Annotated in this window: 26 protein-coding genes; 16 read left to right on the top strand and 10 right to left on the bottom strand. The window is 61.9% G+C overall.

Features of this window, described 5'->3' with window-relative positions; translation table 11 throughout:
* Positions 1-59 precede the first annotated feature (59 nt).
* From FWD29_05135 to FWD29_05170, 8 genes are all read left to right on the top strand, one after another.
* Positions 60-1,562 (top strand): Eco57I restriction-modification methylase domain-containing protein, encoded by a 1,503-nt coding sequence (locus FWD29_05135; GenBank protein MCL2803319.1) that lies wholly within the window; start codon positions 60-62, stop codon positions 1,560-1,562.
* The gene (locus tag FWD29_05140) at positions 1,559-2,518 is read left to right on the top strand and encodes a restriction endonuclease (protein ID MCL2803320.1); all 960 of its coding nucleotides are present in this window, start codon (positions 1,559-1,561) and stop codon (positions 2,516-2,518) included. The genes FWD29_05135 and FWD29_05140 overlap by 4 nt, the downstream gene beginning before the upstream one ends.
* A gap of 384 nt (positions 2,519-2,902) precedes the next feature.
* Positions 2,903-3,421: an FABP family protein gene (locus tag FWD29_05145; protein ID MCL2803321.1), complete on the top strand. Its 519-nt coding sequence runs from the start codon at positions 2,903-2,905 to the stop codon at positions 3,419-3,421.
* 152 nt (positions 3,422-3,573) lie between these two features.
* Positions 3,574-3,843, top strand: coding sequence for a type II toxin-antitoxin system prevent-host-death family antitoxin (locus tag FWD29_05150; protein MCL2803322.1), 270 nt, complete (start codon positions 3,574-3,576; stop codon positions 3,841-3,843).
* 12 nt (positions 3,844-3,855) lie between these two features.
* Positions 3,856-4,296 (top strand): type II toxin-antitoxin system VapC family toxin, encoded by a 441-nt coding sequence (locus FWD29_05155; GenBank protein ID MCL2803323.1) that lies wholly within the window; start codon positions 3,856-3,858, stop codon positions 4,294-4,296.
* 133 nt (positions 4,297-4,429) lie between these two features.
* Entirely contained in the window at positions 4,430-4,762 is a 333-nt protein-coding gene (locus FWD29_05160) for a DUF2516 family protein (protein ID MCL2803324.1), read from the top strand.
* 1 nt (position 4,763) lies between these two features.
* Complete coding sequence (gene dtd, locus FWD29_05165; GenBank protein MCL2803325.1) at positions 4,764-5,189, top strand: D-aminoacyl-tRNA deacylase; 426 nt, start codon at positions 4,764-4,766, stop codon at positions 5,187-5,189.
* A gap of 149 nt (positions 5,190-5,338) precedes the next feature.
* Positions 5,339-7,855, top strand: coding sequence for an ATP-dependent Clp protease ATP-binding subunit (locus FWD29_05170; GenBank protein MCL2803326.1), 2,517 nt, complete (start codon positions 5,339-5,341; stop codon positions 7,853-7,855).
* Positions 7,856-8,063: 208 nt separating this feature from the next.
* On the opposite strand, the gene FWD29_05175 is transcribed toward FWD29_05170, so the two are convergent.
* From FWD29_05175 to FWD29_05200, 6 genes are all read right to left on the bottom strand, one after another.
* Complete coding sequence (locus tag FWD29_05175) at positions 8,064-9,344, bottom strand: MFS transporter (protein MCL2803327.1); 1,281 nt, start codon at positions 9,342-9,344, stop codon at positions 8,064-8,066.
* Complete coding sequence (locus tag FWD29_05180; GenBank protein ID MCL2803328.1) at positions 9,341-10,246, bottom strand: carbohydrate ABC transporter permease; 906 nt, start codon at positions 10,244-10,246, stop codon at positions 9,341-9,343. The genes FWD29_05175 and FWD29_05180 overlap by 4 nt, the downstream gene beginning before the upstream one ends.
* Complete coding sequence (locus FWD29_05185; GenBank protein MCL2803329.1) at positions 10,246-11,223, bottom strand: sugar ABC transporter permease; 978 nt, start codon at positions 11,221-11,223, stop codon at positions 10,246-10,248. Before FWD29_05185 ends, FWD29_05180 begins: the two co-directional genes overlap by 1 nt.
* On the bottom strand, positions 11,220-12,065 hold the full coding sequence (locus FWD29_05190; GenBank protein ID MCL2803330.1) for a class II fructose-bisphosphate aldolase: 846 nt from the start codon (positions 12,063-12,065) through the stop codon (positions 11,220-11,222). Before FWD29_05190 ends, FWD29_05185 begins: the two co-directional genes overlap by 4 nt.
* A complete protein-coding gene (locus FWD29_05195; GenBank protein MCL2803331.1) occupies positions 12,062-12,988 on the bottom strand; it encodes an SIS domain-containing protein in 927 nt (308 codons plus the stop codon). Before FWD29_05195 ends, FWD29_05190 begins: the two co-directional genes overlap by 4 nt.
* Before the next feature lie 100 nt (positions 12,989-13,088).
* Positions 13,089-14,024 carry an ROK family protein gene (locus tag FWD29_05200; protein MCL2803332.1) on the bottom strand — a complete coding sequence of 312 codons (936 nt, stop codon included), beginning with the start codon at positions 14,022-14,024 and terminating at the stop codon, positions 13,089-13,091.
* Positions 14,025-14,139: 115 nt separating this feature from the next.
* On the opposite strand from FWD29_05200, the gene FWD29_05205 reads away from it, so the two are divergent.
* Positions 14,140-14,928, top strand: a complete 789-nt coding sequence (locus FWD29_05205) for a DeoR/GlpR family DNA-binding transcription regulator (protein MCL2803333.1) — start codon at positions 14,140-14,142, stop codon at positions 14,926-14,928.
* A 116-nt stretch (positions 14,929-15,044) separates the two neighbouring features.
* Here FWD29_05205 and amrS read toward each other — a convergent pair whose 3' ends face one another.
* The 3 genes from amrS to amrB are packed head-to-tail and all read right to left on the bottom strand — an operon-like array spanning position 15,045 to position 17,483.
* The gene (gene amrS, locus FWD29_05210; protein ID MCL2803334.1) at positions 15,045-16,109 is read right to left on the bottom strand and encodes an AmmeMemoRadiSam system radical SAM enzyme; all 1,065 of its coding nucleotides are present in this window, start codon (positions 16,107-16,109) and stop codon (positions 15,045-15,047) included.
* Positions 16,106-16,654, bottom strand: a complete 549-nt coding sequence (amrA, locus tag FWD29_05215; protein MCL2803335.1) for an AmmeMemoRadiSam system protein A — start codon at positions 16,652-16,654, stop codon at positions 16,106-16,108. Before amrA ends, amrS begins: the two co-directional genes overlap by 4 nt.
* Positions 16,647-17,483 carry an AmmeMemoRadiSam system protein B gene (gene amrB / locus FWD29_05220; protein ID MCL2803336.1) on the bottom strand — a complete coding sequence of 279 codons (837 nt, stop codon included), beginning with the start codon at positions 17,481-17,483 and terminating at the stop codon, positions 16,647-16,649. The genes amrA and amrB overlap by 8 nt, the downstream gene beginning before the upstream one ends.
* A gap of 257 nt (positions 17,484-17,740) precedes the next feature.
* Between amrB and FWD29_05225 the strand changes: the two genes are divergently transcribed.
* The 7 genes from FWD29_05225 to FWD29_05255 all read left to right on the top strand — a co-directional run bounded on the left by FWD29_05225 (position 17,741) and on the right by FWD29_05255 (position 24,930).
* A complete protein-coding gene (locus FWD29_05225) occupies positions 17,741-18,820 on the top strand; it encodes a hypothetical protein (GenBank protein ID MCL2803337.1) in 1,080 nt (359 codons plus the stop codon).
* Positions 18,821-18,825: 5 nt separating this feature from the next.
* Positions 18,826-19,233: a hypothetical protein gene (locus FWD29_05230; GenBank protein ID MCL2803338.1), complete on the top strand. Its 408-nt coding sequence runs from the start codon at positions 18,826-18,828 to the stop codon at positions 19,231-19,233.
* A 1-nt stretch (position 19,234) separates the two neighbouring features.
* A complete protein-coding gene (locus FWD29_05235) occupies positions 19,235-20,098 on the top strand; it encodes an alpha/beta hydrolase (protein ID MCL2803339.1) in 864 nt (287 codons plus the stop codon).
* 142 nt (positions 20,099-20,240) lie between these two features.
* Entirely contained in the window at positions 20,241-21,317 is a 1,077-nt protein-coding gene (locus tag FWD29_05240; GenBank protein ID MCL2803340.1) for a sugar ABC transporter substrate-binding protein, read from the top strand.
* A gap of 57 nt (positions 21,318-21,374) precedes the next feature.
* On the top strand, positions 21,375-22,925 hold the full coding sequence (locus FWD29_05245) for a sugar ABC transporter ATP-binding protein (GenBank protein ID MCL2803341.1): 1,551 nt from the start codon (positions 21,375-21,377) through the stop codon (positions 22,923-22,925).
* Positions 22,922-23,887 carry an ABC transporter permease gene (locus FWD29_05250; GenBank protein MCL2803342.1) on the top strand — a complete coding sequence of 322 codons (966 nt, stop codon included), beginning with the start codon at positions 22,922-22,924 and terminating at the stop codon, positions 23,885-23,887. Before FWD29_05245 ends, FWD29_05250 begins: the two co-directional genes overlap by 4 nt.
* 2 nt (positions 23,888-23,889) lie before the next feature.
* Positions 23,890-24,930: an ABC transporter permease gene (locus tag FWD29_05255; GenBank protein ID MCL2803343.1), complete on the top strand. Its 1,041-nt coding sequence runs from the start codon at positions 23,890-23,892 to the stop codon at positions 24,928-24,930.
* 3 nt (positions 24,931-24,933) lie between these two features.
* On the opposite strand, the gene FWD29_05260 is transcribed toward FWD29_05255, so the two are convergent.
* Positions 24,934-25,056 (bottom strand): aldehyde dehydrogenase family protein (locus FWD29_05260; GenBank protein MCL2803344.1); only part of this gene is annotated, 123 nt, incomplete at its 5' end.

Raw genomic sequence — 25,056 nt, forward strand, 5'->3', positions numbered from 1 at the left:
CGGCCGGGCCAAGGCCGTGGCTCCCGAGCGTGTCAGTGCCGCCCATTAGGCTTGAATTCATGGTTGAAGGTCTGCTCCAGCAAGCTGAGCGGGTGAGGGTCGAGTCGACGCTTGGCCTTGATTCAGTCGCCCAGACTGCACAGGGCCAATACTTCACCCCCGGCGGGGCTGCCGCATTGATCGCCGATCTGCCAAAGCTGCCACGGGACTCTCTGTTGAAGGTGCTAGATCCCGGCGCAGGGTCAGGCATTTTGACCGCCGCAGTGGTGGATCGCGTCTGCCGGGAACGTTATGGCGGCAAGGTTGAGGTGACGGCTGTGGAGTGTGACCAGTCGTTGCTGCCCGCCTTGCAGCGCACCGCCGAAATGTGCGAGCAGTGGGGCCTGGATCACCACACCAAAGTCACAGTCAAGGTCGTGTGCGGCGATGTGGTTTTGCTGCAAACAGGTTTGGACGCCGAGCTTGGCTTGGACTTTGACCTGGTGGTGATGAACCCGCCGTACAAGAAACTCGGTTCGTCATCCTGGCAACGCAAGGCTCTAGAGCCCCTGGGCTGGGAATCCCCGAACCTGTACTCGGCTTTCCTAGCACTCGGGGTCGACTCCATGCGCGATGGCGGTCAACTGGTTGCCATCACACCGCGCTCATTCTTCAACGGCCCTTATTTCAGTCAGTTCCGCAAGCGTCTGCTACGCCAGGTGACGTTCAACCGGCTTCATACCTATGAATCGCGTTCCACGGTCTTTGCCGACACCGGCGTGCTTCAGGAAAACGTGGCCTTCTCTGCCACCAAGGGTGGGTTACACGGCGATGTCGTTATCACCTCCTCTCATGGCCACATCGACGAAATCACCTCCCGAGTGATCACTTACGGCGAGCTGGTTTTGCCGGACGATCCGGAGGAGTTCATTCGGATCACCACAGATGATGCGGACGATGACGCGGTGCACAGGTTCGCCTCCCTACCGGCGTCGCTGTTGGCCCTGGATCTGAAAGTGTCAACTGGCAAGGTGGTGGACTTCCGCGCCAGAGACAACCTTCACGATTCCCCACAGCCGGGCAGCCTTCCGCTGGTTTATCCGGGGAATCTGCGCAATGGCCAGGTCGAGTGGCCACGACAGATCGGCAAAGCCCAAGCGTTCTGCCTACTTGGTGACCACGACCGCAAAGCACTGTTGCCATACGGCTACTACGTGCTGGTGAAGCGCTTCTCCTCCAAAGAGGAACGCCGCCGTGTCGTCGCAGCGATATGGGATCCAACTCGCTACCAAGCCAAGGAGGTGGCTTTTGAAAACCACCTCAATGTCTTCCACGCGGGCGGTGTCGGGCTGGACCGCGAGCTAGCTTGGGGATTGTGTCTCTGGCTGAACTCCTCGGTCGTGGATCGCTACTTCCGCACTTTCTCCGGCCACACCCAGGTCAATGCCACTGATCTGCGGTCGTTGAGCTACCCCGACGAAGCAACCCTGCGCCGCCTCGGACGCACCGTCGACTTCCTTCCTGCCCAAGATGATCTGGACCAGCTGATCGAAGACCACGCATGGAGGCAAGTGGCCGCATGAACGACGATGCCGCGGCTCTGGTCGACGAGGCTCGCATTGCTCTTGAAAACCTCGGTTTTGACGCCGAGCGGTCTAATGAACGTTCGGCTCTGGTGCTGCTGTCCCTATTGCGGCTACGACCCGGCAAACCCTGGTCAGACCTGGAGTCTCCAATGCTGGGGACCAGAGCGATTATGGACTGGATTAGGGATCAGTACGGCGTAGAGTACGCGCCGAACAGCCGTGAGACTATCCGTCGGTTCACTTTGCACCAGTTCGTTGACGCTGGGCTGGTCGAGGAGAATCCTGACCATCCGAGCCGTCCCATCAACTCTCCCAAGTGGTGCTACCGAATTCGTGCCGAGGCGCTTGGTCTCCTCCGGGCCTACGAAACTGACCACTTCGATGGATTGTTGACGGACTATCTGAAGACCTCACCGGGCTTGGTGGCGCAGTACGCCTCGCAGCGGGAGATGACCCGCATACCGGTGGTGCTGCCGGATGGAAGCCCGGTGACGTTGAGCCCTGGCGGACAGAACGAACTCATCAAGCAGATGATCGACGACTTCTGCGCTTACTACGCTCCCGGCGGTCGGGTGCTGTATGTCGGCGACGCGGACGAGAAATGGGCGGTCTTTCACGAAAACGAACTCACCGCTCTTGGCGTGGAGGTAAACAAGCACGGCAAAATGCCCGACCTTGTGGTTCACCTGCCAGAAAGGAACTGGCTCCTTCTGCTTGAGGCGGCTGCCAGCCATGGCCCTGTCGATGGTCAACGGCACTCTGAGTTGTTGTCGATGTTCGGCAGCTCGACAGCTGGCCTGGTCTACGTCTCCTGCTTCCCCTCCCGCGCCATCATGCGCAAGTATCTGACGCAGATCGCTTGGGAAACGGAGGTCTGGTGCGCCGACGACCCAACTCACCTCATCCACTTCAACGGTGAACGCTTCCTCGGCCCCTACGAGGAAGAACAATGACAGGCGGCTTCGAGGCGTTCATTCCAAATGGGCGGGACGCCCGGCAACCCAAACCAATAGGGGTTGGCTCAACCTGCCCTCGCGTGATCATTGTGTTCACCAATCGCTACTGATGTACTCCTTCCCAGAAACCGGGGCCGGCATTCCTGAGGAGCTTCGGGCCAATAGTCGGGAAACCGAATGCTGGAGATGAGGTAGGGGTTCTTTATCGCTTGGCGGAAGGACCCGAAACGGTTTTGCAAGAATCAGCAGGAACCAGACGGTTACCATGGCAGGCGTGAGTTGGGTCGGATGGCTGGGAGTAGCCCTAGTGGTAGTGGCGCTGGGCTGCGCCGCGGCAGTGACGGCCTGGCGACTGAGCCGGTCTAACCAGGACCGGTCCAATTGAGTTTCGACTTGTCTGTGGCCCGGGATCTGCCGCCAGAGCTCTACCCTCTGAGCTGGTTGATTGGCCGCTGGCAAGGCACAGGACGGGTGTCGTACCAAGGGATCGAAGACAGCGGCATCGACCAAGTCATCAGCTTCAGCCACAGCGGCGGGCCCTACCTGGCCTACAGCGCCACCACCCACCTGGATGAACCAGCCGGTGGTCAGCTATGGCATGAGGAAACCGGCTTTTGGCGACTCACACCTGGCCAAACCCAGGCTGACCCGCCTTTCGAACTTGAGGTTCTGCTGGCCGATCCGGCCGGCTCGCTGTCTCTTTACTTAGGTCAGGTCAACGGGCAACGGATCGACTTGGCCAGCGATGCCATCATGCGCACAGCCAGCGCGGCCGAATACTCTGCCGCCGCCCGCTTGTACGGACTAGTCGAATCAGATCTGCTTTGGGCCTGGGACGTGGCCGCCTTGGGCCAGCCGCTGGCCAGCTACATCTCAGCCCGCCTGGCCCGCCAGGACTAATCCTGCCAAAGCCCGGTCTCGCTGCGTATGTACAGGTCAGACCCCCAATCCCCGCGAGGTCGAGGTTTGGCATAAGAGCTGGGCCAGCAGATCGAGGGATTATGCCAAAGCTCAGCCTCGCGCCGGATGGGGGCTTGACTTAGGGTTGGGGCATGGAAGTTTCGGTCAGCCAGTTCCGTGCCCAGCTCAAAGACCACTTGGCCAAGGTCAAGGAGGGCGAAACCATTGTCATCACCGAGCGGGGCGTGCCAGTAGCCCGGCTAGTTGGAGTCGAAGGCGCCGGATTGCTGGAACAGCTCGAGCGTGATGGCTTGATCACGGCTCCAAGCGCTGAGCGGGCGCCGGCCCCCGAAATAACCGGTGCCAGGCCAACCGCCTCTGGTTCTGGAGTCTCCGGCCTACTCAAGCGGCTGCGCAGGTAGGGCGGGCCAAGCATGACTTTGGTCTACTTCGACACCTCGGCCCTGCTGAAACTGTGCCTGCCGGAGGCCGGCGGCACACTGGCCGCCAGGCTGTGGCACGGCGCCGATGCCGTGCTGACCAGCCGGATCAGTGATGTTGAGGGCCGCTGCGCCATCGCCGCTGGTCAACGCGCCGGACTAATCGACCCGGACACTGCCGCCCAGGCCCTAGAGCATTGGCAAAGGCTTTGGGCCAGCCTTCACCTGGTCGAATACAGCCAGTTAGTGGCCCTCACGGCCGCTCAATTGACCGCCAACTATGCCTTGCGTGGCGGCGACGCCATCCAGGTGGCCAGTGCCCTTCAACTCGAACCGGCCCATTTGATTGTTTCCAGCTGGGACCGGTCTGTTAGCCAAACGGCAGCCGGGTTGGGGCTGACCGCCGTTCCAAACCCAGCTGCCATTGGCGGCTAGAGTCGCGGCCGCGTCAAATCCGGCGACCGGTCATGACCAAGTCAGCGCCTCGCGCTGACCATGGCAAACGCGCCAGACTGCCGCATCATAGATGATTGCACCGGGCCAATCGCCAGTGCCTTAGGCTGTTGGGGTGCCTGTGATCTCCGGACTAGTTGGCCTGCTCTACATGGCCTTTGCCGTGGTCGCCTTTGTGCTCGAAATCTGGGCCTTTGTCGTGGCCGTGCGGGCTCCAGCCGGCGCCTACCTGGCGGCCGGCAAAAGATCGAAGGGCCTATGGGTTGGCCTGACCGGCGCCGCCGCGCTGATCGGATTGAGCACGTTACCGCTAGCCGGGGCCGGCAACTTTGGCGGCCTGCTGTCGATCGCCGCCCTGGTGGTGGCCGGCGTTTTCCTGGCTGACGTGCGTCCGGCCGTTTCCGGGCGCCGGCCGCGGCCGCCCAAACGCCAGCAGGGCGGCTGGTGAGATGCGCGCCGTCATCCAAAGAGCCGATGGCGCCCGCGTCGAGGTAGACGGCCGTCAGGTGGGCGGCTTCACCGGCCCCGGCCTGGTGGTGCTGCTCGGTATTACGCATGACGATGGCGAAGCCCAAGCCCAGGCCATGGCCCGCAAATGCGCTGAACTGCGTATCATGCGCCAAGAGGCCTCAGCTGCCGATCTACTCGCCCCGGTCCTGCTGATCAGCCAATTCACGCTTTATGGCTCAACCAAAAAGGGCCGGCGGCCGTCCTGGGTGGCGGCGGCGCCCGGCCCGGTAGCCGAACCGCTGGTCGCACGGGTGGCCCAGCTGCTGGCCGAACGCGGCCTGCCGGTTCAAACCGGCGTTTTCGGAGCTGATATGCGCCTCGAATTGGCCAACGACGGGCCAGTCACGGTCATAGTTGACACCTGAGGTCAGGGCCGGCACAGGGCAAAATGTTAGACTGCTGCGCCCTGGGCGAAACCGAACCGCCCTTGTGGCAGGCGATGACTAGGTTGATCGTGGGTGTGTCTACCATCCGGAGGCACCGGAAGGTTCCAGACCCAAGTGGGGGGAGCGGAATGTTTGAGCGATTTACAGATCGCGCGCGGCGTGTGATTGTGCTGGCCCAAGAGGAAGCCAGGCTACTCAATCACAACTACCTCGGCACCGAGCACATTCTGCTGGGCCTGATCCACGAGGGTGAAGGCGTGGCCGCCAAAGCGCTCGAGACCATGGGGATTTCGCTTGAGGCCGTGCGCGGGCAAGTCCAAGAGATCATCGGTGAAGGCCAGCAAGCCCCGGCCGGATCCCATATCCCCTTTACCCCCAGGGCCAAGAAGGTTCTGGAGCTGACACTGCGCGAAGCCCTGCAATTGGGTCACAACTACATTGGCACCGAACACATCCTGCTGGGCCTGATCCGCGAAGGCGAGGGCGTGGCGGCACGGGTTCTGATCAAACTGGGGGCAGACCTGGGGCGAGTCCGCCAGCAGGTCATCGAGCTGCTCAGCGGCTATCAGGGCCGAGAGCAAATGGCCGGGACGGCGCCTTCCGAAGCCAGTCCGGCTAGCTCGGCGGTACTCGACCAATATGGTCGCAACCTGACCGGGGCCGCCCGTGAAGGCAAGCTCGACCCGGTGATTGGCCGTGAGCAGGAGATTGAGCGGGTCATGCAGGTGCTGTCCCGGCGGACCAAAAACAACCCGGTCCTAATTGGCGAACCGGGTGTCGGCAAAACCGCCATTGTTGAGGGTCTGGCCCAAGACATTGTTCGCGGCGATGTCCCAGAGACCCTTAAGGACAAGCAGCTTTACACCCTTGACCTGGGGTCATTGGTGGCCGGTTCGCGCTACCGGGGTGATTTCGAAGAGCGGCTGAAGAAAGTGCTCAAGGAGATCAGGACCCGCGGCGACATTATTCTGTTCATCGACGAAATCCACACACTGTTTGGCGCCGGCGCGGCTGAAGGCGCCATTGACGCCGCCTCGATCCTCAAGCCGATGCTGGCGCGTGGTGAGTTGCAGACCGTGGGCGCCACCACACTGGACGAATACCGCAAATACGTCGAAAAGGACCCGGCCTTGGAGCGGCGTTTCCAGCCCATCCAGGTCCAACAGCCAACTGTGGCCCATACCATTGAGATCCTGCGTGGCCTGCGCGACCGCTATGAGGCCCACCACCGGGTCTCTATCACCGACAGCGCCCTGTTGGCGGCGGCCAACTTGGCGGACCGTTACGTCAACGACCGCTACCTGCCGGACAAAGCCATCGACCTGGTTGACGAGGCCGGCGCCCGGCTGCGGATCAGGCGGATGACGGCGCCACCGGAACTACGGGAACTTGACGAGCAGATCGTGGCGACCAAACGCGACAAAGAAGCTGCCATTGACGCTCAGGATTTCGAGAAGGCGGCCAAGTTACGCGACGATGAGAAGAATCTGGTTGAGGCTAGGGCTGAGCGTGAGAAAGCCTGGCGGGCCGGAGACCTAGACACGGTGGCGGAAGTCGATGATGAGCTAATCGCCGAAGTGCTGGCCATGTCGACCGGCATTCCAGTAATCAAACTGACCGAAGAAGAGTCCTCTCGCCTGCTCAACATGGAAGACGAAATCCACAAGCGCGTGGTTGGCCAAGACGAGGCCATCAAGGCGCTGTCCCAGGCTATTCGCCGCACCCGGGCTGGGTTGAAGGATCCCAAGCGGCCAGGCGGTTCGTTTATTTTCGCCGGTCCCACCGGCGTGGGCAAAACCGAGTTGGCCAAAGCCCTGGCCGAGTTCCTGTTCGGTGACGAGGAAGCTTTGATTCAGCTGGACATGTCGGAGTTTTCCGAGCGCCATACGGTTTCGCGGCTGTTTGGTTCGCCGCCTGGTTACGTTGGCTACGAAGAGGGCGGTCAGCTGACAGAAAAGGTCCGGCGCAAACCATTCTCGGTGGTGCTATTCGACGAGGTCGAAAAGGCTCACGCCGATATCTTCAATTCCCTGCTCCAGATCCTGGAGGAAGGCAAACTAACCGACGCCCAAGGCCGCCTGGTCGATTTCAAGAACACGGTTGTCATCATGACCACCAACCTTGGTACCAAGGACATCGCCAAAGGTGTTATGACCGGTTTCCAGGCCGGCGGCGAACTGTCAACCGACTACGAGCGGATGAAAGCCAAGGTCACCGATGAGCTCAAACAGCACTTCCGGCCGGAGTTTTTGAACCGCGTTGACGACACAATTGTCTTCCCGCAATTGACCCAAGGGCAGATCGTCGAGATTGTCGACCTAATGATCGCCAAACTGGATGAGCGGCTAAAGGATCAGGGGATGACCATCACACTGACCGCGGCCGCCAAGCAGCTTCTGGCCGAGCGTGGTTATGACCCGGTTCTCGGTGCCCGCCCACTGCGCCGCGCCATCCAACGCGACATTGAGGATGTGCTTTCGGAAAAGATTCTGTTTGGCGAAATCAAAGCCGGCGAGCGGGTTGATGTCGATGCCACCGGCGAAGGTGTCCTGGGAGAGTTCTCTTTCGCTGGTCACCGCGATGAGGTCGCGACCGTGCCGGCGAGCGGCCCAATTAGTGAAGAAGATTTGCCTCCGGTCGACTGAAGCCTTGCTATAGTCCAAACCTGACGCCACCCTGACACCCACACCAACCACCCGGGGTGGCGCGCAAGGGTCCAGCGGCATGTGCGGCTCCCCACAAGCCCCGCCGCTGGGCCCTTGCACTCATCTTTGGTGGGTTTGGCTTTTGGCCGATGCCGCGGTCTTGCCTTTGGCGGTGAAAGCGGCCCTGGCTGGGGCTGGTTTTACTTGGCTAAGGTGCTGGCTTGTGCTCGGTTTTGGGCCGGCGCCAGGGGCCCGGTTGGCTTGAGACCAGGACGGCCAGCGCAACGGCCTGAAGGGCCACGGTCACCCCAATAAGTGCCGGGATTGAGTGTTGATAGAGCCAGCCGGCCAGGGTGCCACCAATGGCGGTGGCCAGACCAATTACGGCCGCGAAACGACCGTAGGCGGTGGCCCGTGATTTGGGCTGCGTGATCAGGTCTGCCACCGTCGCCCTGAGGGTGGCTTCTTGAAGGGCCATTGCCGCACCCCAGGCCGCCGCCCCTACCGCCACTAGCCACAAACTGCCTCCAAAAGCCAATAACGGCACTATGGCGCTGAGCAGTGGCAACGCCACCAGCACCTTTGAGCCAAGGCGGTCATAGGCCAGGCCGGCCCCAAGAGCCACCACGGCGTCAACGCCCATAACCACGGCGTAGAGTACCGGCACCAGATTGGCAGCCAGCAGACCGCGGTCAACTAGGTGGAAGGCGATCAGGCCAAAGGTGGCGAAGCCGCAGACCGAAACGCCAGCGAACAAGGACAAGGCTACGAACTGGCGGGAGACTGGCGGCGCCGAGCCTGTGCTTGAACTTGGTGGATTCGAGCGCTCGGCCGGCGGCGCGCCTAACGGCGCCGGGCGGGCCGGCTGAGGCGGCTGCGGGTGGCTGGTTTCGACGTTCAGTTCAAATAGCTCAGGTTTGGGTGCCTTTAGGCGCAGCAGGCCCAGCCCGCCCACGGCCAGGGCACCGGGTACAACCAGCCACAGCAAGGCCGACGCGTACTGGCCGTCAGACAAAGTCAAGGCCAGCGCCACCGCCATCGGCCCAACCACGGCTCCAAACTGGTCGAATACCTTGTGCACAGCGAAACCCTTGCCCCGGCCGGTGGCGGCGGTGGCGTGAGCCAGCAGTGCGTCCTTGGCCGGTGAGCGGGCGGCTTTGCCCAAGCGTTCGGCCATGATTAGGGCGGCCGCCAAAGTCAAAGAGCCGGCCAAGCCCAGCAGCGGGATGGTCACGGCTGTGATCAGATACCCGGTCATGGCCCAGGCCCAATAGTGGCTGGACCTGTCGGCTAAGGGGCCGGAGACCAAGCGGAAGACCAAAGCGGCCGCTTCACCCACACCGGTGACCAAACCGACCACCAGGGCGGTGGCGCCTAGGTGGGCCAGCAGCGGCCCGGTGACCGAGCGCCCGCCCTGGTAGACCACGTCGCCCAGCAGGCTGACCACTCCGAAGGTGACAACAAAGCGCCAGGGCGAAATCCGGTTCACTTGATTGAGCCGGCGGTTAGTCCGGAAACAAGCTTCTTCTCGATCAGCGCGAACAGGATGATAACCGGCACAATTGCCACGATCGAGACGGCGAAAACGTACTCCCATTTGGTTTGGTACTGCCCAACGAAAGACCACAAGGCCACCGACAGCGGCTTGAGCCGGTCGGTCGACAAGATCACTAACGAGGCGGCGAACTCATTCCAGGCTGCCACAAAGGTGAAGATCACGGCCGTGACGATGCCCGGCCAGATCAAAGGCAGGTTGATGCGCCACAACACCGTCCAGTTCGAGGCGCCGTCCAGTTTGGCGGCCTCATCGACTTCTTTGGGTATCGAGGCGAAGAAGGAGTGCATGATCCAAGTGCCGAACGACATGTTGAAGGCGGCGTTGATCAGGATCATGGCTATCCAGGTGTCGGATAGGCCTAGGTTGAAAAACTCGCGGAATAGCCCAGCAATTAGCACCGCTGGCTGAAGCATCTGGGTCAGTAGAACCAGGAAAAGGAAGGCCAGGCGTCCGGGGAAACGGTATTTGGCTGTGTAGTAGGCCGCCGGCAAGGCCACGGCCAGCGTTAGCAGCGTGGCGCAGACCGAAATCACCACGGTGGACAGCAAGTTCCACGGCAGCGGTGTCTCATTGGTCGACCACATATTGACGAAATTTTCCGGCACATAGGTTTGAGGCAAGAAGGTCGGTGGCGTCCGGTTGTTCTCAGCCGCCGTTTTCAGCGCGCCTAGCAGCATGATGACGTAGGGGAACAGGAAAACCAGGGCAACCACAATGGCGCCAACTACCCGCAGCCAGACCGATCCAGGTTGTGTCACCGAGGTGTAACGGCGCGAGCGCCGCGGGCCCTTGGTTGAGGCCAAAGGCTGCGGGGTTGTGCTGACGGCGGCCATTACTCGTCAACCCCTCTCAACGGCTTCACTACCAGCATGTATACAGCGATGATGGCAATCACAATGCCAAGGTTGAGCACCGATAGGGCACTGGCAACGTCTATGCGCTGGTTGGTCTGCAGGATCTTGAACATCATGGTGGTGGTCGTATCGGCGTCGTAGCCGGGGATCGATCCGGTGATGACTTTCAAGATTGGGAAAGAGTTGAAAACGTTGATGATGTTGATAATGGTGGCCGCTGCCAGGGCCGGCCGGAGCTGCGGTAACACCACCATGAAATAGTTCCTAACAGAACCGGCGCCATCGACTTTGGCTGCCTCCAACACGTCCTGTCCTATCGACTGGGTGCCGGCCAGGATGGTGTAGGTGGTAAAGGGTAGCGAAACGAAGATCGCAATCAAGATGGCGATGGTGAAGGCCGGTCCCGGTGTTTTGGTGAAACCAAAGTCGCCTTTGGAAAACGGTGCCAGGAAACCGATGTACTTCGAGGCCCGGGCCAGCCAGTCGTTGACCAAACCGTAGTTCGGCTGGACCGTGAAGTAGATCACCATAGTTGTCATCAGAACCGAGCTGGCCCAAGGGATGATGACTATCAGCCGCAGCAACCGCCGGCCGGGGAAGGCTTTGTTCAAGAAGTTGGCCAGTATCAACGAGATCAAAATGGTCCCAACCACCACGGCCACCACCCACAGCATGGTCCGCGCCAGCACTTGAAGCACCGGTGTGCGCTCAAACAGCAGAGCGTAATTGTCGAACCCGGCCGGCCCTTGGTCAACTCCAGCCTTGGAGATCTTGCGGGTCGAGTTGTAGATCATGTAGCCGGCCGGAAACAAGACCACCCCGAAAATCAGGATGATGCCCGGCGCCAACCAAATCAATGCCACCCAGGGGCGTTTTTGCCCGGCCTTGCGCTTCGGTGTCTTGGGCTTTGACACGGTCAAATTGACCGATCTGTCGACGCCGCTGGCCGCGCTCATGGCTTTACGCCCCCAGCCAACAAGCCGATTAGTCCGGCCACCACCTGGGCGACTGCTCTGCGAGCCGGTCCAAGGTATTTGCGCGTGTTGACCATGGCTGGATTGTTGGCCAAGGTGGCGCGAATCGATTCGGTCAAGGTCTGGTTGAGCAAGGTGCCAATGTTGATCTTGGTTAACCCGGCTGTTACGGCCTTGGCCAGATCGGCATCGGCCACACCCGAAGAGCCATGCAAAACCAGCGGCACCGGCACTTTTGCCCGCAGCGCCGCGATCAGGTCGAAGTCGAGTGCGGCGGTCCGCCTGGTCATGCCGTGGGATGAGCCAACCGCCACGGCCAGGGCGTCAACGCCGGTGGCCTCGACAAAGGCGGCGGCCTGTTCTGGGTCTGTGCGGGCGCCGGGCGCGTGCACACCATCCTTGCCGCCAATCTCACCCAACTCGGCCTCGACCGAAACGCCGCGCCGGTGGCACATCGCCACTACGGCGGCAGTTGAGGCCCGGTTGGCCTGATCTGACAGCGTCGAAGCGTCGAACATAACCGAATCGATGCCCAGGTCAAGGGCCTCGGCTACCAGGCTTGGTTCAGTCGCGTGGTCCAAGTTGACGCCAATTGGCTGCTCGGATTGCCTGGCCAGGGCCAGGCTGGCACTGGCGATGGGCGCCAGCGAGCCGTGGTACAACACGCAGTTTTGGCTGATTTGGAGAATTGTGGGCCGGCCGGCCATTTCGGCACCTTCGACTATGGCCTCAGCCAGTTCCAGCTGAATTACGTTGAAGGCGCCGATGCCGGCTCTCGTCTTGGCCGCGTCAGTGACCAAGTCGATAACACGGGCTTGGGTCACTGCCCTGCCGCCTCACCGCGGTTGACTTCGAGCACGACCGAGCGGCTGAGGTGACGTGGCCGGTCCGGGTCCATGCCTCTGACCAGTGCCCTTTCCACTGCCAGGCGCTGGGCCACGACCAGAGCCGCCATCGGATCAAACCTGGGGGCAATCCAACTGGCACCAGTCTCGCGGACCTGTTGCTCCAGGCCGGCCGGGGCCGGGCCAAACATCCAGACCAGGCGGCCCGGTTGGGCAATCGAGATGGGCCCGTGGCGGTATTCCATGGCCCGGTACGACTCAGCCCAACCCTGTGAGGCCTCACGCATCTTCAGGGCCGCCTCATGCGCTATACCAATGGTCCAGCCCTGCCCCAGATAGGCGACTTGGTCAGCCACTAGCCAGTTGGTGTTGAGCGGATGCTGGACCGCCTGTTCCGCCTGGCTGATCGGCTTTTCCAGGTCCTCGCCAAGATGCGCCCTGAGCAGGGCCAGCGTGGAGGTGGCGAATCTAGTCTGGACAACGGATTGCTCGTCGGCAAAACCCAGGTCTACTACCTGGTCGACCCCTTGGGCAATGGGAGAGTCGACCACGCCCAAAATGGCCACAGACCGGGCGGTGGCTTGGGGTTTGGCCAGGGCAGCGGCCACCTCGCTGGTGGTGCCAGAACGCGAAATGGCAACAACGCAGTCGTAGTCACGGTGGGACCGGTAGCTTGAGGCGGCGAAGGCGTCAGTCACGCCGTGTCCGGCGCTTTCGCGTTTGTAGGCATAAGCCATGGCCATGAACCAGCTGGTACCGCAGCCAATCACGGCGACGCGTTCGCCACGCTGAGGCAGTTTGGCCGCCTCATCCGGCGCCTGCTCAGCCGCTCTGGTCCAGCATTCGGGCTGAGAGCCGATTTCGACGGTGACGTGGGGCGGGTTTGAGCTGAATTGTGGCATTGCCTTCCCTCGTTGGTCGGTGACGCTTATCCCCAGCCTAGGGCACTGGTGCTGGGCCCTGGCGCATGATTATGCACGTTCAACCACGAAGCGTGCAAGTTCAATCACGCGCCGTTGCCGTCGCGTCACGGTCTCTAGCCAGCAAAGCCGCACCAACTACCCCGGCCCAGGAGCCGAGCTGGGCCGTGACGACATTGGCAGGTTTGATAAAGCTGAAATTGGCGGCTAGTTGGTCAGCGATGGGACGGATCAGGGCGTCACCGGCCTGGGCCAGGCCGCCCCCTATGACAATCCGGTCGGGATCAAGAATGCGCGCCAGCCAGCACATCGCCTGAGACAGGTAGCTGCGAGCCTGGTCCCAAATCTCCGCGGCCTGGCTGTGGCCGGCCTCAGCTAGGTGACGGACCTGTTCGGCATCAATCGACCGGCTGTCGACCCCAGCCAGGCGGGCGTAGAGCCGGGCGATGCCGGCGGCAGAAGCGACGCGCTCGAGACAGCCGGTTTGGCCACAGGAGCAAGGCTCGTCACAACCCGGCATAGGCAAGTGGCCAACCTCTAAGGCGGCGCCGTGGGCTCCGCGATACGGCCTACCACGTTGCACTAGGGCTGCGGCGATCCCAGTACCGATGGGCACAACTAGTACGGTCTGAGCTCCCTTGCCCGCCCCCAGGCGGGCCTCGGCCACTCCACCGGCTGTGACATCGTGGCTTAGAACCACCTCGGGGCCAAGTTGCTGGCTCAAAGAGGCGGCCAGCGGCAAATCGCGCCAACCTAAGTTGGCTGAGAAAACGGCTACGCCAGCCTGGTCGTCAACCAGACCGGGCACGGCCAGGCCAACCGGGCCACTGTCATAGTCATAGTCACTTCGGGCCCGGGCGATCAGGCTGGCCAGTAGTTCGGTGACACGGTCGATCACCGTCTCGAAACCATTAGCAGCGTGAGTGTCGATGCGTTCTTGCCACACCCTGTGACCATCCCCATCTACTAGCGCGCCCTTGGCATATGTACCACCAAGGTCCACCGCCGGGGTGATCATGGTCGGTTACCTCCTTGAGCCGCCGCTAGACCAGGAGCATACCCGCGTGCGCGAATCTGCTCACTTTACGTAGGATAGAGCACAGTTGATCTCTGAGCGTAGGAGGGTTTTGGCCGTGGACCGTCACGAACGCCTTAGCGCCTTGCTTCAGATTCTGGCCGAACGCGGCAAGATCGGGGTTGACCAGGCAGTTAAGGAATTGGGTGCTTCGGCTGCGACCATTCGACGTGACCTGACTCTTCTCCAGGAGCAGAATCTGGCGGCCCGGACGCATGGTGGCGCCGTGGCCACATCGGTCAGCTATGACCTGCCTTTGCGCTTCAAGACATCACGTTTCGCCAGCCAAAAAGCGGCCATCGGCAAGCTGGCCGCCGCCATGGTCAGGCCCGGGCAGGTGGTCGCCCTCAATGGCGGTACCACCACGTTGGAGGTGGGCCGCTGCCTAGCGACGCGTCCGGATTTGGCCGGGCAAGTCCACACCGCTCCGGTAACCGTGGTCACAAACGCCGTCAATGTGGCCTCTGAACTCTTGGTTAGGCCCCACCTCAAAGTAGTTGTCACCGGCGGCGTGGTCCGTGCGAAGTCCTTCGAGCTGTTTGGCCCGTTGGCCTCATCGGTGATTGAACAGCTGTCCTTGGATCTTGTCTTCCTCGGTGTCGACGGTCTTGACCCCGATTTTGGCGCTTCGGCTCATTCAGACGCCGAGGCCAAGACCAACGCCGAATTGGCCCAGGCCGCGGCCAGGCGGGTGGTGGTGGCCGATTCATCAAAAATGGCGGTCAAGGCTTTCGCCCGGATCTGCCCTGTTGGCGATCTTGACGCCATCATTACCGATCAAGGCATTGATCCTGTCGTCAAACGTCGTTTCGAAGACGCCAACGTCAAGGTCCATCTGGCCGCCTGACCTGACCCAACCCGACCTGACCCGGCCCGACCCGACCTCCCCTTTTGTCGCGAGACCGAGCTTTCGCAGACTGTTGTACAAGCCCGGAACCATAGTTGTACAAGTTATGCCAAAGCTCAATCTGGCGAGATCGGGGCTGGTCGTTGGGCGGTGACTGACCAAAGGCCGGGAGTGGCGGCGGCGCAAGCTGGGCAGCGACCGATCGGGTCGAGCCGGTTGGCCAACAACCCAAAACCACTGCGCACTATCAGGTCCTGACCGCAGCTGGAACAGGCAGTGGTCGACCCATCAGGGTCGACCACATTGCCGGTGTAGACATGATTCATACCGGCGTCCAGGGCCATTTGTCTGGCCCGGCGCAGCGTCGAGGTGGGTGTGCGTTTCCTGTCTCGCATCCGGTGGGCCGGGTGGAAGGCAGTGAAATGCAGCGGCACATCTGGGCCGAGTTCGCCGGCGACCCATTCCACCAACCGCCCTACCTCGGTCTCGGAATCGTTTAGGCCCGGGACCAGCAGAGTGGTGATCTCAACCCAAACATCGGTCTGACGCACCAGGTAAACCAGAGTGTCTTGGACCACCTCAAGCCGCCCACCGGTGACCTTGCGGTAGAAAGAGGCGTCAAGCGACTTCAGGTCGACGTTGACCGCGTCCATGGCGCTGAAGAAATCGGCTCGCGCTTCGGCGCAGATGTAGCCGGCCGTCACCGCCACGTTGACCAGTCCACGCTGGCGGCAGGCCTGGGCTGTGTCGATGGCGTATTCAGCGAAGATAATCGGATCGTTGTAGGTGTAGGCCACACCAGCCGCCCCGGCCTGCCGCGCCATCGTGGCAATCTGGCCCGGTGTGGCCGAGCTGGACAAGGCCGCTACATCGCGCGCTGTCGAAGTGGACCAGTTTTGGCAGAACTTGCAGGCCAGGTTGCATCCGGCCGTGCCAAATGACAGCACCGTCGAGCCGGGCAACACGTGGTAAAGAGGTTTCTTCTCGATCGGATCAAGGGCAAATCCGGTCGACCGGCCGTAGGTCGCCAAAACCATGTGACCGTCATGGTTTTGCCGCACAAAACAAAAACCGTGTTGACCTGGACGCAGGTGGCAATGCCTGGGGCACAAATCGCAGGCGACGCGTCCGTCATCGGCCAAATGCCAGTACCCGGCCTCAACCCCACCCGGTCTGGTCACTCGTGGAAGGCCTCGACCTTGTAGCGCTGGATTTCGACATCCTGCCAGTGGTCGGGCGGCAGGCCGGCTTTGGCCATTAGGTGGGTGACAAATTCCTCTGGGGTAGGCAGCTGATCCCAGACCTGCGGCAAGAAGGTCGCCCGGTGCCAACCTGAGCGCAGAATAACGCCGTCAATTCCCGGCCTGAGCTGCTCTAACGCATCCGTCCTGGAGGTGAAGCTAACCGGTTCAGGGGCGGATAGGACCGACACCTCGACCTGGACCCGCTCGAATTCGGTGGCGCTAAGCGGGCGGAAGCGCGGGTCGTGGAAGGCCGCAGCGACGGCGTTTTCGCGGACGTCCTGTCCCAGCGGACGGTGAGCCTCAAGCGAACCGATGCAACCGCGCAGATCGCCGTCAAGGTTCAACGTGACAAAGCTGGCGCCTTTTTGCTTGAGCCAACTTGGGCTGGGCGGCGGGCCGGTGGGCCGGCCCAAGGCCCGGCCGATGGCGTCCCTCGCCACCGCCACTAGAACCTCGCCTGTGTTAGGGGGCGGGTCAGGCATGGGCCACCCCCGCCGTCAGCGGGTCGAAGTCAGGCAACTCGAGGTTGAGCGGGTCGAAGCGAACGCAGGCGTAACCGACAACCTGGCGTTTGTCTCCGGCAGTGTCACCGGAGTTGGCCGCGCCCACCAAGGTGGCTTGGAGGTCGTGGCGCTGGGCCGCCAGCAGTAGCCCGTTGACCGGACGGGCGCCGCAGGCCAGTTCCGGCGGCAGGGTTGGGTCAAGCCTAAGAATGCGGTCAATAGTCATCTGGTCGAAACGCTGAGCCCGCTCATAGCGGTGATAATGCGACAAGTCCGAGCTGACCACGACCAGAGTTTCCGGTCCACCCCAGACCTCGTCCAGCACGGCTGCCACCACTTCAGGTCCGGCGCTGCCTACAGCCAGGGGCAAAACCTTGGCATCTGGCAAGGTGCGCTGAATAAAGGGTAGATGTACCTCAAGCGAGTGCTCCTGGGCGTGGACCTCGGGCAGGGTCTCTACCAACGGCAGCCCGGTGACCGCGGCCACACCTTCGACCCAGACCTCGACATCGCCAAGCGGAGTAGCCAGGGCGTCTACACCTGGCAGCCCGAGCCCAGGGCAGGCGACTCGGTGGCAGGGGCCCAGTAGCACAACCTGTTTGATCGGTGGCTGGGCGGCGAAAAGGCAGGCGTAGCCAAGCGCAGCGATGGCACCTGAGTATTGATAACCAGCGTGCGGCACAATCATCGCTTTTGGGGCCGCGCCAGGGTCCCTAGCGTGGGCCAACAGCGTGTCAACCTGCTCGGCCAACCGCATCGGTGAGTTGGGATAGAACAGACCGGCCACGGCGGCGGGACGAACCGACATCTAGCGCACCTCCCTTGGACAAGAGTCTAGGACCGGAGTCAATACGCTAGAGGCCTAAGTCAGCACTTTTGCCAATAGTCGAGGCGGTCAGGGCGCCAGGCGGAATTGTCCCCTTTCGTCCCCTTGACTGGGCAGCGGTGCCGTTCTAACGTGACGGCGAAGTTAGCAGTTTCCGCGGCGCCGCGAATGCGGAGGCATTGAGGCTTGTCACCTGCGTCTGCGAGACTTTTGGCAGGGTTCTTTCGAAGGGAAGCAGCATGGCAAGTGGAGGGCCGCACCCGGACATCGCCAGCATGGTGGAGCGCCTAGAGGCTGCAAGGTCGCGGGGCGCTAAATGGATTGTCAGCCGAATTGGGGATGACGGCCAACCGGTCGGTGCCGACCGGGTCAACACCTACTACCGCGTGCCCTGGGCGCTGCAAATAACCGGCCACGTTGCGCCCGCCGCTGCGGCCATGGCCTGGATTGAGCGCCATGCTTTGACCAGCGAAGGCGATTTGCGGCCAGGGGCCGCTCAGAAAAACTGGAGCTATCCCGCGGAGTGGACCAATGGTTCGGCCAGCTACCCACTGTCAAATCTGGCCTACGGCGCTTGGCTGCTTGAGCGCTACGACACCGCCGGGGCCATTATGCAAACCCTGGCCAGCGACTTTCAGGATCCGGCCAGCGGCGGTGGCTACATCGAGCGGCCCGAATGCCGCTCGACCGGCCGCCAGGACATTCTCTGTACTGCACAGATCGGGCTGACCGCCTTGTTGACTGGTCGCCGGGAAATGGCAGAGGCGGCCTTCGGGTGGTTTGAGCGTCTTTGGGCCTTGCAGCCTAAGCTGCCAAACCGGCTCTACCTCTCCACGATTGGGCCTGACCTGGCGGTTGATCCGCCTAAGGGTAAGGAATTCGGCTACTGGCTCGATATAGACAAACCGCGCCAGGCCTTCTTCAATCCGGGCCTTGGCGCGGCCTTTATGGGGCGCTACGCCATGGCCACTGGCTCCACCAGCGCTGTTGAGATTGGCCGCGGGTTGTTGGACGTGGCCAGGCGGGCTCATGAGTCCAAATATGACTACAACGACACCGTCCACGTGGGCAAATTCGCCTGGGGCGCCGGCGTCATGATGGACGTGGAACCGGACGAATCTCATCTGGCCGATGCCATGCGCTTGGGGCAGTGGTTCCTCGACTGCCAGCTTGAAGACGGACGCTGGAACCCGACCAAGTTCCTGGTCCCCGAACCGGGCGACACCGACGCGCTATGGAAAACCGGTGAGCATATCCTGCTCATGACAATTCTCGATATGGCGTTGGCCGCCTGGCCGCGCGGAACCTTTGGCAACTAGGAAAAGTGGGGGCAACTGAGATGAAGGTGACGGTCTCTCCCGAGGGGCTGCGGGCAGCGCTCAATGACGATGGCGAGTTCCGCCTGCAAGCCCGCTATTGGGACGGGGCGCTGCAGCTGCAATTCGGTGACGACGTCTATGTTCTGCGACTTGAGCAAGGCGAGGTGGTCGGGGTCGAAGATAGTCCTCTAGATGGCACTGCGCGATGCGAAGTCATCGTCAGCGCCCCGGTGGCTGATTGGTATGAGTTCCTTCAACCAATCCCGCGCCCGCTTTACCACGAGCTCTACCCGGCGATGTGGCATCACGGATTCGAACTGAAGGGCGACGATGACTACGTCTGGACCTACTACGCCGCGTTGCGCCGGGCCTGTGAAATGTTGCGCGACCTAGCATCGATTGAGGAGGGCTAGTATGGCCCGCATTTGTGGCGAAATCACCGGCCGATATGTCTACTTGACAGTGCAAGGGGTCGAATACCGCGTCTACTTCGAGGAGGCAGGTCAAGGCCTGCCGGTCTTGTGCTTCCACACGGCAGGCTCGGACGGCCGCCAGTGGCGACACCTGCTGGAAGACCCCGCGTTGCTGGACGAATTCCGTTTCGTAGCGCCTGATCTGCCCTTCCACGGCAAATCGCTGCCGCCTACTTCCGAGGCCTGGTGGTCGCGACGCTATTCGCTGAACGAAGCTTTCCTACTGGATTTCGTCAAGGAGCTGGCCGCCGCGCTGGAGCTTGACGGTGGCGTCTACATAGGCTGCTCGATGGGCGGGCATCTGGCGCCGGATATCGCCTTGCACCTGCCGGGTTTGTTCCGGGCGGCGCTGGCCATTCAAGGCGGCCTGGCCACCCACGACCCAGAACCGTTCAACAAATACCTCTCGCACCCTCGCACTTCGAACGAATCCAAGGCCGCCTTGATGCTTGGTCAAACCTCACCGCGCAGCCCCGAGGCCCTGCGACGCGAGACCGGCTGGGTTTACGCCCAGGGCGGGCCTCAGGTTTTCCAAGGCGACCTCGACTACTACCTTGGCGAGCACGACATCAGCCAAACCGCCAAGGACATCGACACCACCAAGACTGAGGTCCACGTCTTAGCCGGTGTTTACGACTGGTCCGCCACGCCCGAGCGGGCCAGGGGCCTGGCTGAGGCGACACCTGGCGCCACCTACACCTGCATGGAAGGACTGGGCCATTTCCCAATGTCTGAGAGCCCGGATGAGTTCAAGCGGTACGTCATACCGCTTTTGCGGCGGATCGCCCAGGACCAAGGCCAATGACGTGGCGCTTGTCCGGCCGGTGTTGGCTCAAGGTCGACTTGAACACAATTGGACCGTTTTGACTTCTGAATATGCGGCACCACCTAACTGAATAGTTTCGGCAATTTGCCTAAAAAACCTTGCGAAAGGAACAGATTCGATTATGAGTACATTCCGATTCCGGCGCAGCGGCGCGCTGGCAGCCTTTGTTGCAGCAAGCTGCCTGGTCTTGGTTGGTTGCGCCTCGGACTCTAAGGACAGCCCGGCGACGCCTGCCGACAAAACCGCAGAGGCGGCCGGCGACGATATGGTCACAGGTCCTGGTGGCCCAATAGAAGGCAAGACCGTCTACTACGTCGCCTGCAGCGACCAGAATCAATGGTGCCGCGCCTACAACAATCTGCTGGTCAAGGGCCTGGAGGATAAGGGCGTCAAGGTCACGTACCTGCAAGACCCCTACGACCCGGTTCTACAGGTCCAACACCTCAACCAGGCCATCTCACAACAGCCTGACGCAATCATTCTGCTGGCCAGCGACGCCCGCGCGGTTATCCCGGGTCTGGCCAAGGCCCAACAGGCCGGCATCCCGGTTGTCAACGTGATTGGCCCCACAGTGCCGGAATCTGATGAGTATTACGCGGCCTCGATTGTGGTCAACCACGACGAGCTTGGCGCCAACGCCGCCACCTTGATGATCCAAGGTCTCCAAGAAGAGGGCATTGAAAGCGGGAACGTCATCGCTATCACCGGCGCCTCAGTCCAACCCGAAGTCGCCGTGCGCATGGACGGCTTCAAGCGGGTTCTGGCCGAGCACCCGGAATATGAGCTAGTTGAAGAACAAGACGGCGCTTGGGATCAGGTCAAGACCGCCACCATCGCCCAGCAGCTTTTCGCCAAATACGCTGATAAGGGCGGGATTGTTGGAGCCTACGGTATGGCCGACCACCAGGCCGCCGGCATCATCCAGTCAGCCCAGCAGGCCGGTCTGAAGGTCGGCGTGGCCGAGGGCGGCCTGATCGTTGTTGGGTCCAACTGCTTCAAAGTTGGCATTGACAACATTGAGAAAGGTCTGGCCTACGGCACCTCGCCTCAGGCGGCCGGCGCGGAAGCTGAGTTCACTTTGCCACTGCTGGAGAAGTTCTTGTCCGGTGAAGCCATCCCGCGGGAGTCTTTGACCACCGAACCGCCAATCACCAAAGACAACGTCGAAGAATGGAAGGAAAGGTGCAGTGTGGCCTAGCCGCGCCACCTTTCACCGTTTCCCCCTTGCGACCCTAGAGGCCTAAGAGGCGGCGAAATGAATCAGACCGAGCAGGCGGCCCCCGCCGTTGAGGTTCGCGGTGCCACCAAGACCTATGGGCCAATCGTGGCATTGGACGACGTGTCGTTCACGCTTCGACCCGGCGGGGCACACGCCCTGCTCGGCCACAATGGCGCCGGCAAAAGCACGCTTGTCAACGTGCTCTCCGGCGTTGTCACGCCTGATCGGGGTGAGGTGTTGCTCGACGGCAAAGTAGTCGAGCTGCGCTCACCCCGCCAGGCCCAAGCGGCTGGGATAGCCGTGGTAGCCCAGGAGCTGAGCGTGGTGCCCACGCTGACCGTGCATGAAAACATTCTCCTGGGAAAGGTCGGCGCCGGCGTCTCAGGCTCCGGCTCGATTGACCGGGATCAGGTGCGGGCACTATTGGCGCGACTCGGCCTGGCCGGTGTTAGCCCAGAGACAATGGTCGAAGACCTTTCGATGGGCGAACGCCAGCTGATCGAAATTGCGCGCGCACTTAGTCGCAACGCTCGGGTGCTAATCCTCGACGAACCGACAGCGTCTCTGGCGGATCGAGAGATCCAGCGGGTATTTGGCGCCGTGCGGGAGGTCATTGCCGAAGGCCGCAGCGTTGTCTTTGTGACCCACCGGCTTGGTGAGGTGCTGGACTTGTGCACCCGCGTGACAGTCATGCGCGATGGCGCGGTCACCATCACGCGCGATGTGGCCGGACTTGACCGGGACTCGATTGTCCAGCTCATGCTGGGTGATGTGGCCGCCCGGACCGAGGTTGCCAGGGCCGATGCCGCCGGCCGCGAAGGTTTGGTTGACATTGAGGGCCTGACCGTTCCCGGCCACGTTGATAACTTCTCTTTGCAGGCCAAACGCGGGCAAATAGTCGGGATTGCTGGACAGGTCGGCTCGGGCGCCAGCGAGGTGGTGCGGGCCCTGGCCGGACTGGTGCCAGACGCCCGCGGCCAGGTAAGGGTTGGCAGAAAGCCTTTGCGACCAGGCGCACCGGGCCGCTCGCTTAAAGCCGGTGTTGTCTTCGCCTCGAATGACCGCAAGTCCGAGGGCCTCTTCCTTGACCAGTCAATCGCCCGCAACCTGGTAGCGACCCGGCTCAGAGCTGCCTCCAAAGGCGGGATCTTGAGTTCGAAGAGAATCAAGGCCACCTCACAACGGCTGATTGACCTGATCAGCATTGAGCGCAGTCGCCTGCCGCAGCCAGCCGCCACGTTATCTGGAGGCAATCAGCAAAAGGTCTTCTTGGGGCGCTGTCTGGACCGTGAAGATGCTGAACTAATGCTGTTCGATGAACCGACCCGAGGCGTTGATGTGGGCGGACGGGTCGAAATCCACAACCTCATTCGCCACGCCGCCTCGGCCGGTAACGCTGTGGTTTTCGTTTCAACCGACCACGAGGAGGTGCTCGACCTGGCCGACACGGTGGTGACCATGTTTGCCGGCCGGGTCACGCGGGTGGCGCGCAGCGCTGACATGACCTCCGCCATGCTGCTGGGTGATATGACCCATGGCTCTGCCGACCAGGCCGGCCAGGGGGCAGAGGTGGGCCAGACGACATGACCAGCCTGCCGATGGCACAACGACTGCGCCAGACCAAGCCAGCCACCTGGGCGCTGGGAATTTTCGCCTCCATGCTGGCCGTGGTGCTGGTGGCCGGCGCTGTCACGACTGAGGGCTACTTGACCGCCTCCAACTTCAAGGCCATTTTGACCTCGACCGCCTTCGTGGGCATTGTGGCTGTTGGCGCCACCGTCATCATGATCTCTGGCAGCCAGTTTTCTTTGTCCCTGGGCATCACTGTGGCTGTGACTTCGATCCTGTTCCTATTCGCCCTGCGCTCCGGCATTATCGTGGCGATGATCGTGACGCTGGTTGTGGGCATCGTGGTCTTCGCCCTTCAGGGCTTCATCATTGGCGGAGTTGGAGCCAACCCAATCATCGTCACCATTGGTGCCGCCGCCCTGCAAGAAGGCATCACCACCTCACGGATCGCCGGCAACATTACGCCACCGGCCGGCGTTAGCATCGACTTCCTCGCCACCACAGTAGGCGGCGTGCCAGTGTCGATCTTCGTCTTTTTCGCGGTCGCCTTGATCGTCGAGCTATTCATGCGGCGAACCCGTTGGGGCCGGCAAATCTATCTGATGGGCGAAAACATGGAGGCGGCCCGGGCAGCCGGCCTACCCACCGCCTCGTTGACCACCTTGGGCTTCATTATTGCCGGGGCCTGCGTGTCGATTGCCGGCATCTTGGTGGCCGGCTTCAATCAGAACTCCAACCTGGCCACCCAAGGCACATTCACCTTCGACGCCATTGCCGCAGTATTAGTTGGAGGCAACGCTGTCACCGGCGGTTACGGCTCTGTCGGGCGTACCGTCATTGGCGCCATCATTATTGCGGCGGTCTCCGACATGCTGCTGCTGCGCGGTGCCTCCACTGGTGTCCAGGTGCTGGTCAAGGGCGTGATTGTGGTCCTGGTGGTGGTGTTTGTACAGATGACACGGCGCGGAAGGAGGGCCTGAGCATGAGCGCGAGCACTGACACCGCCTCGTCCAGCCCTGCCCGCCGGGCGCCCCTGGCCCGGCGCGTACGGATGCTGATGCCGTATGTCCTCTTGGCCATAATGCTGGTTGCCTTCTTCACCCTGCCCAGGCTGACCGGCAGATCGGCCACCAGCTTCAACATCTACAACTCGTTGCAGGTCTGGGCCTCAGTTGGCCTGCTAGCGCTGGGTGTTGGACTGACGATGATTGCCGGGGAATTCGACCTGGGTTCGCTTGGTGTCTATGCCGTCAGTGGCATGATCGCCGTCAAGGTCGGTGAACACGGTGCCCTGCTCGGCATTTTAGCCGCCATTGGAGTTGGTCTACTGGTGGGTCTGGTCCAAGGAGTGCTGGTAGCCCGGTTACGCATCAACTCAATGCCCGTGACCTTGGGTTTCTTCATCGCGCTGCTGGGCACCACCCAGGCCCTGTCTAACTCGATGAGTGTCTCGTTTTCCAACCTTGGCGCCGGTATGGCGCTCGACGCTGCCAAGCTTGTCTTCTTCTCGTGGCGGTCGATTATCGCCATCGCCCTATTCGCGGCGGTGATCGTGGCAATGCGCTACACCCGTTTTGGGCGCGAAGTTAGGGCTGTGGGCGGCGACCGCCGGGCCAGCCGCATCGTTGGGGTCGAGGTCGACCGGGTCCTGATCAGCGTCTTCGTCATTTCTGGGTTGTGTTCCGCCGTCGGTGGCTCGCTCCTGGCATACTCACTAGCCACGGCCATGCCCAACCCCGGCCTGACTCCCTTGACCTTTGCCGTAACGGCCGTCCTGATTGGCGGGGTCAGCCTGGTTGGCGGCTCCGGCTCAGCCTTGGGCGTGGCGCTCGGTGCGTTCACGCTGAGCCTGCTGAAAGAGCTCTTCTCCGTTATGGCAGCGCCGGACTACTACGAGGCGATTGTCCGCGGCGCGCTGCTGGTCGTGGCCACTATTATCGCCGCCCCCGCCCTGGTCTCCTGGTGGAAATCAGTGCGAGCACCACGGGTTGGCCGCCAGCCGCTGGGCTCGGCCAAGCTCTAGCACCTAGGACCAGGGGTCTGGGGTCAGGGTGTACTTGGTTTCCAGGTATTCGCCGATGCCCTCAAACCCGCCTTCGCGTCCCAGGCCGGAGGCTTTCCAGCCACCGAAGGGCGCCGCGGCGTTTGA

The organism is Micrococcales bacterium, assembly GCA_009784895.1.
Lineage (GTDB): Bacteria > Actinomycetota > Actinomycetes > Actinomycetales > WQXJ01 > WQXJ01.